Below are 15,117 nucleotides of genomic sequence, written 5' to 3'. Positions count from 1 at the left end.
TTCATACATACAATAGAATACATGTTTTTCATCAAAATTGCAAGTCTTGTCTTTTATGCTTCAAGCTTTGCAAAATAGGCTATTGCATTTTGCTTATCCGTTTCGATTTGTGCAACCAATGCTTCAAGTCCGGAAAATTTATGCTCACTACGAAGTCTTGTATGCCATTCAACCGAAACCTGGTTGCCATAAATATCTCCCGAGAACTCCAAGGCATGAACCTCAACAGTGGGATATTTAGGTTTTTCCTCGTGGAACGTAGGTTTGTATCCGACATTGCAAACCCCGTTATACCATTTACCGCTTATTTTGATCCTGACGGCATACACGCCTGCAGCAGGGAAGATATAATCGTCACTTACTTCAATATTAGCGGTGGGGAAACCCAACTTCCTGCCCCGCTTTTCACCGTGAACGACATGACCTTTCGTTAAATAGCGTCGTCCAGCCAAATGATAAAAGTCGGAGAAGTTGCCATTACCGAGAGTTTCCCTGATTCTCGTCGAGCTAACCTTTTCATCTTCAAGTGTCTGTTTTGCAACGACTGTCTGCGAAAATCTGCCCTGTGCGTAAACAGGCAAATCTTCCATCGACCCTTGACCATAGCGACCGTATGAATAATCAAAGCCTGCAACTACATGACGGACATTCAGCCCGGCAATGTATTCATCAACGAACCGTTCCGGCAGTACCGAAGCAAATTCCTTGCTGAAATGGACGATGAATAAATAATCGATCCCCATCGACTCTATGATATCCACCTTATCTTCAAGTGGAGTGATATAGCGGATATTTTCCGTTTTCCTACCCAGTACTGCAGAAGGATGCGGGTCAAATGTCATGACTGCTAACTTAAGATTCATTTCATCGGCTTTTTGCTTGGCGGTTTGAATGACAATTTGATGGCCTTTATGTATGCCATCAAAAAATCCAAGCGCCATTACAAGCTCGGGAAAATCATCCGTATTAAATTGATGAGGATGCTCTATTGCGATCACTTTCACCTTTCAATCTCCTCTTTCCGGCGGTAAAACGGTCTATATTTCTTGTGCCAATACTTTTACAGGTTTAATTAATCCCTCTTTTGTCGGATGTATTTGATAAATGGCAATGGCCTTATCTGCTGGATCGACCATCACAAATGGCATTCCTTTATCAACAACAACATCCTTTGTTTGTTCCAATACCGCGCCGTTAAGTACTTTCTTTGCTACTTTATCACTAATCTGAAATTTGGGCAAATGAAATAATCCCCGCTCCAAAGGCAACAGAAATTCATCCGTTTGACCATTTTCCATGAACTCTTCCACTTCAGAAAATGTGAAACAGTCCTCCTGCTTAAAACCTGCTGATTCAATACGCGTCAAGTCTGACATATGAGCAGGAAAACCCAGTTCTTCACCCATCATGACTGCAAGTGTCCGAATATACGTTCCTTTGCTGCAATTTACGCGAAAACGAAAAGATATGGTTTCCCCTTTAAATTCAGAACGATCATCGAGAAGGGTAATATCATAGATGGTGACCTCCCTTGTCGGCCTCTCCACATCTATCCCTGCACGGGCATATTCATATAATTTCTTCCCGTTCACCTTTACCGCTGAAAACATCGGCGGCGTCTGTTCAATTTTTCCAGTCAATGATTCAAGCACTTCCAGAATCCGTTTACGCTGAATCACTTGATCAATCTTTTTCTCTTCGACTTTTTCTCCGCTTGCGTCCTCAGTTGTCGTTGAAAAACCAAGGGTCACTTCTCCTTCATAAGCTTTACCGGCTTCTGTCAGATATTCGGCTATCTTTGTTGCCCTGCCAATACAAATAGGTAAAACCCCTGTTACATCAGGATCTAAAGTACCTGTGTGACCAACCTTTTTTGTCTTTAAAATCTTTCTTAATTTAAAAACACAATCATGGGATGTCAATCCCTTGGGTTTCCATAATGGAAGAATACCGTTCACGCTTTCACCTCATCTTTTATAAAACACCTTAAACGATTATGAACCCCATCCCGAAAGGTGTTTTTCCTTTTTTCATATTCGGTTTCAAAAAAAAGAGACCGACTTCAAAAAGTGCAAAGCACTTATTGAGTCGGCCTCCTTTTACTGCTTGCTTATTCCTCGTCTTTTTCAGCCGGTTTATCCTCTGAATTGATTTGGGAAATCAACGACTCGATACGATTACCATAATCGACCGATTCATCAAATTCAAAAAACAGCTCAGGGGTTTTGCGCAGGCGGATTCGCTGCCCAATTTCTGAACGCATGAATCCTTTTGCCTTAGCTAGACCTTGCAGGGTTTTCTCCCTTTGTTCCTGGTCACCCAAAACGGAAATATAAACTGTTGCCTGTTGTAAATCTCCTGTAACCGCGACATCCGTCACTGTGACAAATCCGATTCTTGGATCTTTAATTTTTCGGCCGATAATTTCACTCAGCTCTTTTTTCATTTGTTCGCCAACACGATTTGAACGAAGGCTCATAATATCACCTCGATAGCCTAAAGCCAGTCTATATCTGTTATTGTTCGCTCTAGTTCCGGAAAAGAATCTAGAAATTTAAGGGCATTTTGAAGTTCCCGTTCAGTAGCCTTCCTTGAGGATGTTACGGTTACGATTGAAATCTTTGTCCGCTGCCATAAATCCTGAAAATCGGTCTCTGCTACAGAAATATTGAACTTCTGCTTTAGCCGTGTCATGACACGTTGAAGCACGGCCCTTTTTTCTTTTAAAGAATGGGTGTCATGGATGATGCATTCACATTGGACGGAGCCAACGATCATTTACGTTCGATCTCTTCCATTACATACGCTTCAATTACATCGCCTTCTTTAAGGTCGTTGTAATTTTTAATCGTAATACCGCACTCATAGTTCGTTGCCACTTCTTTAACATCATCTTTAAAACGTTTCAATGCATCAATTTCACCTTCGTAAATGACGACACCTTCACGAATTAAGCGAATTCCGCTATCACGTGTAATTTTTCCTTCTGTAACGTAAGAACCGGCAATCGTACCAACCTTGGATACCTTGAAAGTCGTACGAACCTCAGCCTGACCGATAATTTTTTCTTCGAATTCAGGGTCAAGCATCCCTTTCATAGCCGACTCGATCTCTTCGATCGCTTTATAGATGATGCGGTGTAGGCGGACATCAACATTTTCTGATTCAGCTGCACGCTTCGCATTCACGTCAGGACGGACGTTAAATCCGATGACGATTGCATTCGAAGCTGTAGCAAGGATGATGTCAGACTCTGTAATGGCACCAACGCCTATGTGAATGATTTTCACTTTAGCGCCTTCCACTTCTATTTTATTCAGGGAAGCGGCTACTGCTTCCGCAGAACCTTGAACATCAGCTTTTAGAATGATGTTCAATTCTTTTATTTCCCCTTCTTTCATTTGTTCGAACAAAGTATCTAGGGTTACACGGGATTTCTCATTACGTTGTGAAGCAAGTTGTCTCTGTGCACGCACTTCCCCAACTTGACGTGCCGTTTTCTCATCTTCAAAGACGATGAAACGATCGCCGGCTTGCGGCACTTCGTTCAATCCAGTGATTTCAACCGGTGTTGAAGGACCTGCATCCTTAACACGGCGTCCAAGATCGTTGACCATCGCACGAACACGTCCGAATGTATTACCGATAACAATCGGATCTCCAATTTTCAACGTTCCGTTTTGAACAAGCAATGTGGCAACCGATCCGCGCCCTTTATCCAAACGTGCTTCGATAACCGTTCCATTTGCTTTACGAGATGGATTCGCTTTATACTCCTCCACTTCACTGACAAGAAGAATCATTTCAAGCAAGCTATCGATGCCCTCACCGTTCTTAGCTGAAATTGGTACGAAAATTGTGTCTCCGCCCCATGCTTCAGAAACTAAACCATGTTCTGTCAATTCTTGCATGACACGGTCCGGATTGGCAGCTTCTTTATCCATCTTATTTACAGCGACGATAATTGGAACTTCTGCCGCTTTAGCATGGTTGATCGCTTCAATCGTTTGAGGCATGACGCCATCATCCGCAGCGACGACAAGAATGGTGATATCGGTAACTTGTGCACCGCGGGCACGCATTGTTGTAAACGCAGCATGACCTGGTGTATCAAGGAATGTTATTTTCTTATCGTTAACTTTAACTTGATAAGCACCGATATGCTGAGTGATTCCACCCGCTTCGCCTTCAGTGACTTTTGTATGGCGTATAGAATCAAGCAATGTCGTTTTACCATGGTCAACGTGACCCATGATCGTCACGACAGCCGGACGTTCAATCAAATCTTCAGAAGCATCCTCAGTGACAAGTGATTCAAGGTCTGTTAGATCGACACGAATCTCTTCTTCGGCCACTACACCGTATTCCGCACAAATCAATTCAATTGCATCTTTATCCAAAGTTTGGTTGATAGTTGCCATAACACCAAGCATAAAGAGCTTTTTAATGATTTCAGAAGGTTCACGGTGAAGTTTTTTTCCAAGTTCCATAACCGTCAAAGACTCATAAAACGTAATTTTCTCTGGAAGTTCTCTTTCTTTACGTTTTGTAACAGGTGCCTGAGGCGCTTGTTGTCTTTGTTTATTATTTTTATTCTTGTTATTGCGACCCTTGTTGAACTGGCCGCCAGTTGGTTTTTTCGTCCCTACAGGTTTAACTGGTGGTTTCTTCTTCAGTTTTTCTTTATTGACAGTGCTCTTTTCATCTGCTTCGGCTTCGTACTTCGCAACCGTAGCGTTAGCTTTTGGCTCTTGGCTTTTATCTTCGTTTTTAGGTTTGATTGAATCGTTTAATTTATTTACAGTTGAATCGTCTAATGCTGTCATATGGTTTGTTACCTCTATATTCATTTCTTTAAGTTTATTTATTACATCCTTGCTTGAAACGTTCTTTTGTTTTGCATATTCATATACACGCAATTTTGTCATACGTTCACCCCCGTAAAATTTAATCGAGCAGCGTTCGGAGTTTTTGTGCAAAACCTTCATCCAGAACTGCGACGGCAACTCTAGCATCCTTACCTATCGCATGGCCGAGCAATGACCTGCTTTCGACTCTTTTTAAAGGAACCTGATAAAATGCGCACTTATCAGATATTTTTTTTTCAGTGTTTTTTGAAGCGTCCGCGGATAAAATAACAACTTTGGCATTACCGCTTCTAATCTCTTTAACCACTAATTCTTCACCCGAAATTAGCTTGCGTGCTCGATTGGCCAAACCTAATAGAGACATCCATTGTTGTTGTTGGGTCATGGTGTTAGTTTTTCTCCTTATTCACTAATTCGAGCAATTGTTCATAAAGGGAAGAATCGATTTGGGTACTAAGGTGATTAGCCAGCACATTTTTCTTTTTGGCCAGCTCGATAACATCCCGATCAAGAGTCAAATAAGCTCCCCTTCCAGATTTCTTACCGGTCGGATCCAGGCTGACTTCCCCTTCTTTAGATCGAACGATGCGAATGAGTTCTTTCTTCGGCTTCATTTCGCCTGTCGCCACACATTTACGCATCGGGATTTTTTTTCGGTTATTCATCTTTTTTCACCTCGAATTACTCGTTATCCTCTTCGAAATCTGTTTCCTCTTCAGTAACATAACTATCTCTGCTCAAAAGGAATTCCTGTTCTTCCACAGGATATATACCAGCTTCGCGGGCTTCCGTTTCACTCTTGATATCAATTTTCCAGCCTGTAAGCTTGGCAGCTAAACGGGCATTTTGTCCCCGCTTACCAATTGCCAGGGAGAGTTGATAATCCGGTACGATTACAGTCGTCGCCTTTTCCTCTTCTTTAACAATGACCTCAAGTACTTTTGAAGGGCTTAAAGCATTCGCAACGAAAATGACCGGATTCTCCGACCATTTGACGATATCGATCTTTTCACCTTTCAATTCGTTGACGATGGCCTGAACACGCTGGCCTTTTTGGCCTACACAGGAACCGACAGGATCGACTTCTTCGTTATCGGAGTGCACGGAGATTTTTGAACGGTCGCCTGCTTCGCGGGCAACTGACTTGATCTCGACTGTTCCATCGAAAATTTCAGGCACTTCGATTTCGAATAAACGTTTTAAAAGGCCAGGATGTGAACGGGATACAAAAATTTGCGGACCCTTGGAAGTCTTTTCAACTTTAGTGATGAAAACTTTAATGCGGTCATGCGGTTTATATTGTTCATTCGGCATTTGCTCATTCACCGGGAGCAAAGCCTCGATTTTACCTAAGCTCACATAAATGAATCGGGAATCCTGGCGTTGAACGATACCAGTCATGATATCCTCTTCACGATCGATGAATTCGGCATAAATGATGCCCCGTTCCGCTTCACGCACCCTTTGAGTGACGACTTGTTTTGCTGTTTGTGCAGCAATACGGCCGAAATCCTTAGGTGTTACTTCCATTTCGACAACATCCTCTAACTGATAGTTGGGATCAATTGCTCTTGCTTCTTCAACAGAAATTTCCAGACGCGAATCGAACACTTCGTCAACAACGTCTTTTCTGGCAAATACACGCATTGTTCCTTTACCAAGGTTCAAGTCGATACGTACATTTTGTGCTTGGTTAAAGTTACGGCGATATGCCGATATAAGGGCAGATTCAATCGCGTCGATCAAAACCTCCCTGGAAATTCCTTTTTCGTTTTCTAAAATATAGAGAGCATCCAATAACTCATTGCCCATGGTGATCCCCCTTACGGATATTTAAATTAATGATTTGCTTGACTTAAGCGAAGGTAATCGCCAATCTTGCTTTGGCTACCTTTTCGAATGGTATGACGATCGTTTTCTTTCTTGTCTTGATTCTGACTTCGATTGTCACTTCTTCACCATCGAAACTGGTTAAGATTCCTTCGAATTCTTTTTCATCTAAAATGGGCTCGTATGTTTTTATGTAAACATTTTTACCGATAGCATTAAGGAAATCCTTCTCTTTTTTCAGAGGCCTTTCAGCTCCGGGTGATGAAACTTCGAGAAAATAATTTTGTGGAATCGGATCAACCTCATCAAGCTTTTCACTGAGTTTTTCACTCACATTTCCGCAATCATCAATATCTACGCCTGTTTCTTTATCAATGTACACTCGAAGGAACCAGCTTTTACCTTCCTTCACATACTCCACTTCGACTAATTCAAGCTGCAATTCTTCAAGAATTGGTAATGCTAATTCCTCTACGACTTCCGTTACCTTTTTACTCATTTGTTTCCTCCATACGTGCGTTGTATGCGCTTGGTTTCGGATTCAAAATAAATGGTCATTACAACACGAAAGAGTGGGTTTCCCCACTCTTGCCATTGGTTCCTCTTAGTATTTCCAATAAAAATATACCATAATCAAGATATTTATGCAAATATCATGTCTGTTTCTTCCTTTTTGAAATCCGTTTCCTCTTTTAAAATAAAGATAACTGATTTTGTTCAGGCAATGACTCCAGACAGCCTTGTTTATCAAGGTATTCAAGGATGGTCTTCGAAACCTTACCCCGTTGTTGAAGGTCTTCTTTAGAGAGGAATTCACCATTTCCCCGTGCGTTGACAATATTGATCGCCGCATTCGTTCCAAGACCAGGTATCGAATTGAAAGGCGGAATCAAAGTATTTCCTTCAATTAGGAATTGATCTGCACTGGATTTGTACAAGTCCACTTTAGCGAATGAATATCCTCGTTCACACATTTCCAAAGCTAGTTCAAGAACCGTCAATGTATTCTTTTCCTTTGTGGATGCATCCAATCCCTTTACCATGATTTCTTCCATTTTTGCTTTGATCGCTTGCGATCCCCGTGTCATGGCGTCGATTTCAAAATCATCGGCACGTACTGTGAAATAGGCCGCATAGTATAATAAGGGCAGATGCACTTTAAAATAGGCAATCCGGACAGCCATTAAGACGTAAGCTGCAGCATGGGCTTTCGGGAACATGTATTTAATCTTCTTACATGAGTCGATATACCATTCCGGCACCTCATTTTTCCTCATTTCCTCTTCGAATTCCTCCGAGAGCCCTTTCCCTTTACGTACAGATTCCATGATTTTAAACGCCAGGGAAGGATCGAGACCTTGATAGATCAGATAGACCATAATATCATCCCGGCAGCCTATAACCTCACTTAGTGTGCAGATCCGGTTGTGGATCAGTTCCTGTGCATTGCTCAGCCATACATCCGTACCGTGGGAAAGGCCTGAAATCTGAACAAGCTCGGAAAAAGTCGTAGGTTTCGTATCTTCAAGCATCTGCCGGACAAAACGCGTACCAAATTCCGGGATGCCAAGCGTACCCGTTTTACACATGATCTGTTCTTCGGTAACTCCTAAAGATTCAGTACTGCTGAATATTTTCATTACTTCCGGATCATCGGTAGGAACGGTCTTTGGATCGATGCCACTTAAATCTTGAAGCATCCGGATTACTGTCGGATCATCGTGTCCAAGTATATCAAGTTTCAAAATATTATCGTGGATGGAATGGAAATCAAAGTGAGTTGTTTTCCACTCTGAATTCCGGTCATCCGCAGGGAACTGAATTGGTGTGAAATCATAGATATCCATATAATCCGGAACGACGATGATTCCGCCCGGGTGCTGTCCAGTTGTCCTTTTCACACCAGTACAACCGGCAACAAGGCGATCGGTCTCGGCTCCGCGCATATGGATGTTATTATCAGAGGAATACCCTTTTACATATCCATAAGCCGTTTTTTCAGCGACCGTACCAATCGTTCCGGCACGATATACATATTCTTCACCGAATAAGACCTTCGTATAGTTATGGGCCTTCGGCTGATATTCACCGGAGAAGTTCAAGTCGATATCCGGAACCTTATCCCCTTTAAATCCAAGGAAAGTTTCAAACGGGATATCATGCCCGTCTTTTGTATAAGCGATGCCACAATCGGGACAGTCTTTATCGGGCAGGTCAAACCCGGAACCTACAGAACCGTCATTGAAGAATTCGGATTTCTTGCACTCAGGACATACATAATGCGGCGGAAGAGGGTTCACCTCTGTAATTTCAGTCATGGTGGCAACGAAAGATGATCCAACCGATCCCCTTGAGCCAACTAGATACCCATCATTCAATGATTTTTTAACAAGCTTGTGGGAAATTAAATAAATAACGGCAAAGCCGTGCCCGATGATGCTTTTCAATTCTTTCTCAAGACGGGCTTCCACGATTTCCGGCAGGTTTTCCCCATAAATCTTCCTTGCCATGCCATAACTCATTTCACGCATCTCTTCATCTGCACCTTCAATTTTAGGTGTGTATAACTCATCCTTGATTGGCTTGATTTCTTCAATCATATCAGCGATTTTATTCGTGTTGGTTACCACGACCTCTTTGGCTTTCTCGGACCCGAGGAAGGAGAATTCCCGAAGCATTTCATCTGTTGTCCGAAAATGTACGTCAGGAAGCTTATGACGATTCAGCGGGTTCGCGCCGCCTTGTGAATTCACAAGGATTTTACGGTAAATTTTATCATTCGGATCCAAATAATGCACATTTCCCGTGGCTACGACTGGCTTGTCCAGCTTTTCACCAAGCTTGACGATATTGGAGATGATCGTTTCTAATGATTTATCATCCCGTACATATTCAAGCTCAATCAAATGCTGATACACTTCCTTCGGATGGATTTCAAGATAATCGTAGAATTCGGCGATATCGACGACTTCCTCAAAACCCTTCTGCATCATCCCTTCAAAAACTTCCCCTTTATCACATCCCGATCCGACCAGGATTCCTTCCCGATACTTTTTAAGTTGTGAGCGCGGTAATCGGGGCACACGATAGAAATAATCGATGTGTGATATTGAAATTAATTTAAAAAGGTTTTTTAACCCCGCCTGTGTTTGCGCGATCAACGTACAATGGGACGGCCGGGAACGCTGGTAAGCATTTCCTTTACCCATATTGTCATTAAGTTGATCATGATGGGTAATCTCCTTTTCCATTGCATCCTTCAGCATCTTCAGCATAAGGTAACCTGTAGCTTCTGCGTCATAAATGGCCCTATGATGCTGGGTCAAATCAATATCGAACTTTTTACATAGTGTATTTAACCGGTGATTTTTAAACTCCGGATATAAGAAACGGGCAAGTTCCAATGTATCAAGCACAGGATTGGAAGCTTTAGGATAACCCAAGTTTTTATAACCTATATTCAAAAACCCCATATCGAAGGCTGCGTTGTGGGCAACCAGGATCGCATCGCCCGCCCATTCCTTGAACTTTTCCAGCACTTCCGAGACTTCTGGAGCATTTTCTACAAGATCATCAGTGATTCCAGTCAATTCTATCGTCGTATTGGATAGTGGGTGATGCGGATTTGCAAATGACTCGAATCGATCAATGATGTCCCCGTCACGGATTTTGACTGCAGCAAATTCAATGATCGTATCATAAACGGCTGACAGACCCGTCGTCTCTACGTCAAACACAACATAGGTTGCATCTTCCAAAGCGATATGCGCCTCATTATAAACGATGGGTACACCATCATTTACAAGATTCACTTCGACGCCATAAAGGATTTTGATACCATTCTTTTTCCCGGCACTATAAGCTTCAGGGAATGATTGTGCTCCCGCATGATCTGTAATGGCAACAGCCTTATGCCCCCACTTTGCAGCTTGGGCAACAAGCGCTGAAGTAGGTGTCACTGCATCCATCGAGCTCATTGGGGTATGCATATGCAGTTCTACACGCTTTTCTCCTTCCGGTGCCTTATCCTGCCGTCCTTGTTTAGAAATTTCATTTATATCATTTGCGATCATTACAAGGTCACGTACGAATGTATCATTTTGAATGCTGCCTTGGGCACGTACCCACATCCCTTTTTTCACTCGGGCAAGTATGGCAGCATCTTCTTTATCACGCGAAAACATTTTGACCAATATCGAGCTCGTATAATCCGTGACTTTAAATGTCAACAGGCTTCGTCCGCTTCGCAACTCACGCACTTCTGCATCAAATACGAATCCTTCGATAGCAATCCTGCGCTCTTCATCGATAATTTGTTCGATTCTGCGGAAATCCGCATCTTCTTTAATCGTGTAGCCAATTTTAACCGGTCCTTCGTAGACGCCATCGTCGCCGCCTTTTTCCGATTCTTTCTTCTGCATTTCCACTAGCGCAGCAAGTCCCTTTTCCGCGTCTTCCTTTTGTTTCTCTTCCAAAAACTTTTGGTAATCAGGATTCGACACCGTTTCCTTCACTTCCGCTTCAAGTGTCAACGGAGGAAAACCGAATGTTTGGTAGATATTCGAAATGATGCCGGAGTATTTTCGTTTCAGCTGACCAGCTTCCGTATCATTTCGGGCGCTTACGATAAGCTTATATCCATTTACCGTTGGCACTTGTTCATTCAGGAGCGATAACAGTGCTGGAGACATGCCTTCAAGCTCGCCAATGCAGTTTTTCCAATACTCTTTTACCAATTGTTCGGTCACTTGCGGATTGGCCACATTCAAGTTGAATGTGACCTTTGCAATATGGGAAAACGTACTTGCCAGATGAGTAGCAAGTCTTGTATGAACACTGCAAGGAATCAATGCAGGTATATTAAAGGCAAAATGCCATGTTTTGGACTCCCTCTCGATTGAGAGTTTATCAATTTCGGCACCTATGAAATAATTCACAAAGGCATCCTCGGTCAAGTCCATTTGCTGGAGCAAGAGTTGAAATCTCTCTCTACCGCTATTTGGATTTTGATCCATTCCCTCTCTCCCCTATCTACTATCTCTTTAGATATTATTCACTAGCATTTTCGTTTTGATATCAGAGGCTATTATAACATATCATGAATGTTTCACTAGTATCCAAATCCATGAAAAGGAAAGGCATCATCCAATTGAATGATGCCTAGTTCCCCCATTTTTAAATTATCCCAGTATTTCGTGAAGCTTTTGAGTTAGTTCAGCTCTTTCAAGTTCAAGAACCTCACCCGTTTTGCGAATTTTCACTTCGACAATTCCGTCGGATGCCTTTTTACCAACAGTCACCCTGACAGGAAGACCGATCAAGTCGGAGTCTGCGAATTTTACGCCTGCACGTTCTTGACGATCATCCATTAGAACTTCCATGCCTTGTGCCTTTAAATCTTTATATAAATCTTCTGCCAGGGCAGCCTGAGCCTCATCCTTCATATTGATTGGAATCAAATGGACTTGGTATGGCGCTAAATTCTTTGGCCAGACCAATCCTTTTTCATCGTTGAATTGTTCAGCGACAGCTGCAAGTGTACGGGAAACCCCAATACCATAACATCCCATGATCATTGGCTGCGACCGCCCATTCTCATCCAGGAATGTCGCATTCATAGCTTCGGAATATTTTGTTCCCAGCTTGAATACGTGGCCTACCTCAATCCCTTTGGCAAATTTAATTTTTCCGTTTCCGTCAGGTGATGGATCACCCTCTTGGATGAAACGAAGATCTATATAATTGGCCACGTTAAAATCACGAGCGGGATTGACGTTCACATAATGGTGGTCTTCCTCATTTGCACCACAAACTCCATTAACCATGGCTTCAACGGCAAGATCCGCAATCACTTCCACTTCAGAAGTGACATTTATTGGTCCAAGAGATCCAATTGCACATCCCAAGACTTCCTTCGTCTCATTTGGATCGACCAAATCAACGATTGAAGCGTTATAGAAGTTCTTCAGCTTGATATCATTGACTTCATGATCTCCTCGTACCAAAACTAGCACATACTTTTCATCCACTTTAAACAATAATGATTTTATTAGTTTCGCTGCATCGGTATTCAGGAATGCAGCAACTTCTTCTATCGATTTTTGACCCGGTGTATGAATTTTTTCAAGTGCAATTTGTTCTTCGCTGCTTTTTTCATATTTTACATTCACAGGTGCCATTTCAATATTGGCTGCATAATCGGAAGTATCCGAATAAGCGATGGTATCCTCCCCTATTTCAGACAGGACCATGAATTCATGTGTATCCTTGCCACCCATTGCCCCAGAATCGGCAATGACCGCACGGAAGTTCAACCCACAACGGCTAAATATATTCGAATATGCCGCAAATAAATTTTTATATACAGCATCCAGGCTTTCTTGATTAGCATGGAAAGAATAAGCATCCTTCATGATGAACTCACGTCCACGCAACAATCCGAAACGCGGTCTTTTTTCATCACGGAATTTGGTTTGGATTTGGTAAACCGTCAATGGAAGACGCTTATAGGATTTCACCTCATCGCGAACTAAACTGGTTATCACTTCTTCATGCGTGGCACCAAGCGCAAATTCACGGTTGTTGCGATCCTTAAGCCGCATCAACTCTGGACCATAAGTATACCAACGTCCAGATTCCTGCCAGAATTCGGCTTGTTGTAAAGCCGGCATCAACAGTTCCACTGCACCTGCATTTTCCAGTTCTTCCCTAACGATCGCCTCAACCTTTTGAAGCACCTTTTTTCCAAGCGGCATAAAACTATAAACCCCGCTGGAATTTTGTCTCATAAATCCTGCACGCAATAGCAGCTGATGACTTTTGATTTCAGCATCTGCAGGCACTTCCCTCAATGTAGGGATCAACGTCATACTTTGTTTCATATTTGCACCTCTTCAATATTTCCTTTAAATTACTTGCAGCTTCGGTAAATTTGATACCGCAACATTTTAATACGGTCATTTCATACAAAAAAGACTTTCCGGTCATTCAGAAAAGCTAATTTAATATACTCATTCTCGATTATACTTACGATTTCCCTAGAAAACAAACAATTTCCCCAAAACGATTAAAAAACTAGGAAATCCCTTCAGATAAGAAAACGGCCAACAGATAATTCTGCTGGCCAGTTTTTGCATTATCCAAACATGTCTTACAGGAAGAATCGCTGGATGTCATTCCAGGTAACGACAATCATCAATAACATCAGCAAAGCAAAGCCGATGAAGTGGACCATCCCTTCTTTTTGACGGTCAATTGGTTTCCCTCTTAAGAATTCGACCACAAAGAATAACAGTCTTCCTCCATCCAATGCCGGCAGCGGAAGCAGGTTCATGATTCCCAGGTTAATGCTTAGCAGCCCTGCCCATTTCATTAACGTGAATAAACCTTGTTTCGCCACTTCCTCAGTTGATTTATATATGCCTACAGGACCAGATAAACTGTCGATCGTAAATCCTCCCGTTACAAGATCACCAAGGATGATGAAGATTTGTTTTGTCCAAAAGTACGTTTCTGTAAAACCATATTGTATAGCTTTAATCGGTGCTTTTTCAACCGGAGGGTAAACACCGATAATCCCGATTTTCTTCCCTTCCCTTTCCACTTCTTGTGGAACAACCGGTACTTCTAGTGTTTTCCCGTCCCTGTCAACGACAAACTCGATCTCTTGCCCAGGGTTCTTTTGAATGCTTTCCTGAACATCTCCCCAAGTGGAGACTTCCGTACCTTCTATGGATTGAATGACATCTCCCGATTTTAAACCGGCATTTACAGCCGAACCATCCGGAGTCAACTCACCTAGTTTCGCTTCATCCACCACAACACCTTGAAACAGGCCGATCAGCACAAAAATGACAAAAGCCAAAACGAAATTCATTGCCGGACCAGCTACAATCGTCAGAAAACGATGCCCAAGCGACTTTGAGGCAAATTGCCGGTCAAATGGAGCAATCTGGTTCTCTACACCATTTTCAACGATCACAGCCTCTTTATGGATGGCAAACGTTTTTAGTGTATCTTCCTCTCCCTCTTCATAACCAGTAAGGATCAGTTTATGATCAAGGTCGATCACTTCAACTTCCACAAGTCGAATATCAGGATATTTATCTTTATTGTTCAAAATGATCTTTGTAACATTCTCATCATTATCGAACATTAACCCCACCCGATAGCCGGGTTTCAATTCTATATTTTCTGCGTCTTCACCGGCCATACGCACGTAACCGCCAAGAGGAAGCAATCGGATGGTATAAACGGTTTCCTTCTTTTTATATGTGAATACTTTTGGCCCGAAACCGATTGCGAACTCACGGCATAAGATTCCTGCTCGCTTTGCAAACACTAAGTGCCCAAGCTCATGGAAAAAAACTAGAGCTCCAAAAATGATGATGAACGCTATAATCGTTTCTAAAGTCTGCAT

12 protein-coding genes are annotated in these 15,117 nt (G+C 42.4%); all 12 read right to left on the bottom strand.

The window, feature by feature from the left end:
• Window positions 1-53 precede the first annotated feature (53 nt).
• On the bottom strand, window positions 54-1,004 hold the full coding sequence (gene ribF / locus NYE65_RS20615; protein ID WP_340861542.1) for a bifunctional riboflavin kinase/FAD synthetase: 951 nt from the start codon (window positions 1,002-1,004) through the stop codon (window positions 54-56).
• A 33-nt stretch (window positions 1,005-1,037) separates the two neighbouring features.
• A complete protein-coding gene (gene truB, locus NYE65_RS20610; protein WP_328177607.1) occupies window positions 1,038-1,958 on the bottom strand; it encodes a tRNA pseudouridine(55) synthase TruB in 921 nt (306 codons plus the stop codon).
• Window positions 1,959-2,110: 152 nt separating this feature from the next.
• Window positions 2,111-2,479, bottom strand: a complete 369-nt coding sequence (gene rbfA, locus NYE65_RS20605; protein WP_034313607.1) for a 30S ribosome-binding factor RbfA — start codon at window positions 2,477-2,479, stop codon at window positions 2,111-2,113.
• Between the two features lie 17 nt (window positions 2,480-2,496).
• Window positions 2,497-2,778: a DUF503 domain-containing protein gene (locus NYE65_RS20600; RefSeq protein WP_034313609.1), complete on the bottom strand. Its 282-nt coding sequence runs from the start codon at window positions 2,776-2,778 to the stop codon at window positions 2,497-2,499.
• The gene (gene infB, locus NYE65_RS20595; protein ID WP_053534384.1) at window positions 2,775-4,928 is read right to left on the bottom strand and encodes a translation initiation factor IF-2; all 2,154 of its coding nucleotides are present in this window, start codon (window positions 4,926-4,928) and stop codon (window positions 2,775-2,777) included. Before infB ends, NYE65_RS20600 begins: the two co-directional genes overlap by 4 nt.
• A 19-nt stretch (window positions 4,929-4,947) precedes the next feature.
• Window positions 4,948-5,253, bottom strand: a complete 306-nt coding sequence (locus NYE65_RS20590) for a YlxQ family RNA-binding protein (protein WP_034313614.1) — start codon at window positions 5,251-5,253, stop codon at window positions 4,948-4,950.
• A 4-nt stretch (window positions 5,254-5,257) separates the two neighbouring features.
• Complete coding sequence (rnpM, locus tag NYE65_RS20585; protein ID WP_034313617.1) at window positions 5,258-5,533, bottom strand: RNase P modulator RnpM; 276 nt, start codon at window positions 5,531-5,533, stop codon at window positions 5,258-5,260.
• 16 nt (window positions 5,534-5,549) lie between these two features.
• Window positions 5,550-6,680 carry a transcription termination factor NusA gene (gene nusA, locus NYE65_RS20580; protein WP_048684764.1) on the bottom strand — a complete coding sequence of 377 codons (1,131 nt, stop codon included), beginning with the start codon at window positions 6,678-6,680 and terminating at the stop codon, window positions 5,550-5,552.
• A gap of 43 nt (window positions 6,681-6,723) precedes the next feature.
• Window positions 6,724-7,197 (bottom strand): ribosome maturation factor RimP, encoded by a 474-nt coding sequence (gene rimP, locus NYE65_RS20575; RefSeq protein ID WP_057278399.1) that lies wholly within the window; start codon window positions 7,195-7,197, stop codon window positions 6,724-6,726.
• 193 nt (window positions 7,198-7,390) lie between these two features.
• On the bottom strand, window positions 7,391-11,713 hold the full coding sequence (locus tag NYE65_RS20570; protein WP_340861541.1) for a PolC-type DNA polymerase III: 4,323 nt from the start codon (window positions 11,711-11,713) through the stop codon (window positions 7,391-7,393).
• Window positions 11,714-11,878: 165 nt separating this feature from the next.
• Window positions 11,879-13,579 carry a proline--tRNA ligase gene (locus NYE65_RS20565; RefSeq protein ID WP_340861540.1) on the bottom strand — a complete coding sequence of 567 codons (1,701 nt, stop codon included), beginning with the start codon at window positions 13,577-13,579 and terminating at the stop codon, window positions 11,879-11,881.
• 269 nt (window positions 13,580-13,848) lie between these two features.
• A complete protein-coding gene (rseP, locus tag NYE65_RS20560; RefSeq protein ID WP_034313629.1) occupies window positions 13,849-15,117 on the bottom strand; it encodes an RIP metalloprotease RseP in 1,269 nt (422 codons plus the stop codon).

It is taken from the genome of Peribacillus sp. FSL R5-0717, assembly GCF_038002945.1.
Taxonomy (GTDB): domain Bacteria; phylum Bacillota; class Bacilli; order Bacillales; family DSM-1321; genus Peribacillus; species Peribacillus frigoritolerans.
This window is presented reverse-complemented; position numbering and strand designations above follow the sequence as displayed.

What these genes read in the sequence shown, in the direction of transcription:
- rbfA (WP_034313607.1), bottom strand. Translation starts at nt 2,479, where the DNA reads ATGAGCCTTCGTTCAAATCGTGTTGGCGAACAAATGAAAAAAGAGCTG.
- NYE65_RS20600 (WP_034313609.1), bottom strand. Translation starts at nt 2,778, where the DNA reads ATGATCGTTGGCTCCGTCCAATGTGAATGCATCATCCATGACACCCAT.
- infB (WP_053534384.1), bottom strand. Translation starts at nt 4,928, where the DNA reads ATGACAAAATTGCGTGTATATGAATATGCAAAACAAAAGAACGTTTCA.
- NYE65_RS20590 (WP_034313614.1), bottom strand. Translation starts at nt 5,253, where the DNA reads ATGACCCAACAACAACAATGGATGTCTCTATTAGGTTTGGCCAATCGA.
- rnpM (WP_034313617.1), bottom strand. Translation starts at nt 5,533, where the DNA reads ATGAATAACCGAAAAAAAATCCCGATGCGTAAATGTGTGGCGACAGGC.
- nusA (WP_048684764.1), bottom strand. Translation starts at nt 6,680, where the DNA reads ATGGGCAATGAGTTATTGGATGCTCTCTATATTTTAGAAAACGAAAAA.
- rimP (WP_057278399.1), bottom strand. Translation starts at nt 7,197, where the DNA reads ATGAGTAAAAAGGTAACGGAAGTCGTAGAGGAATTAGCATTACCAATT.
- NYE65_RS20570 (WP_340861541.1), bottom strand. Translation starts at nt 11,713, where the DNA reads ATGGATCAAAATCCAAATAGCGGTAGAGAGAGATTTCAACTCTTGCTC.
- NYE65_RS20565 (WP_340861540.1), bottom strand. Translation starts at nt 13,579, where the DNA reads ATGAAACAAAGTATGACGTTGATCCCTACATTGAGGGAAGTGCCTGCA.
- rseP (WP_034313629.1), bottom strand. Translation starts at nt 15,117, where the DNA reads ATGCAGACTTTAGAAACGATTATAGCGTTCATCATCATTTTTGGAGCT.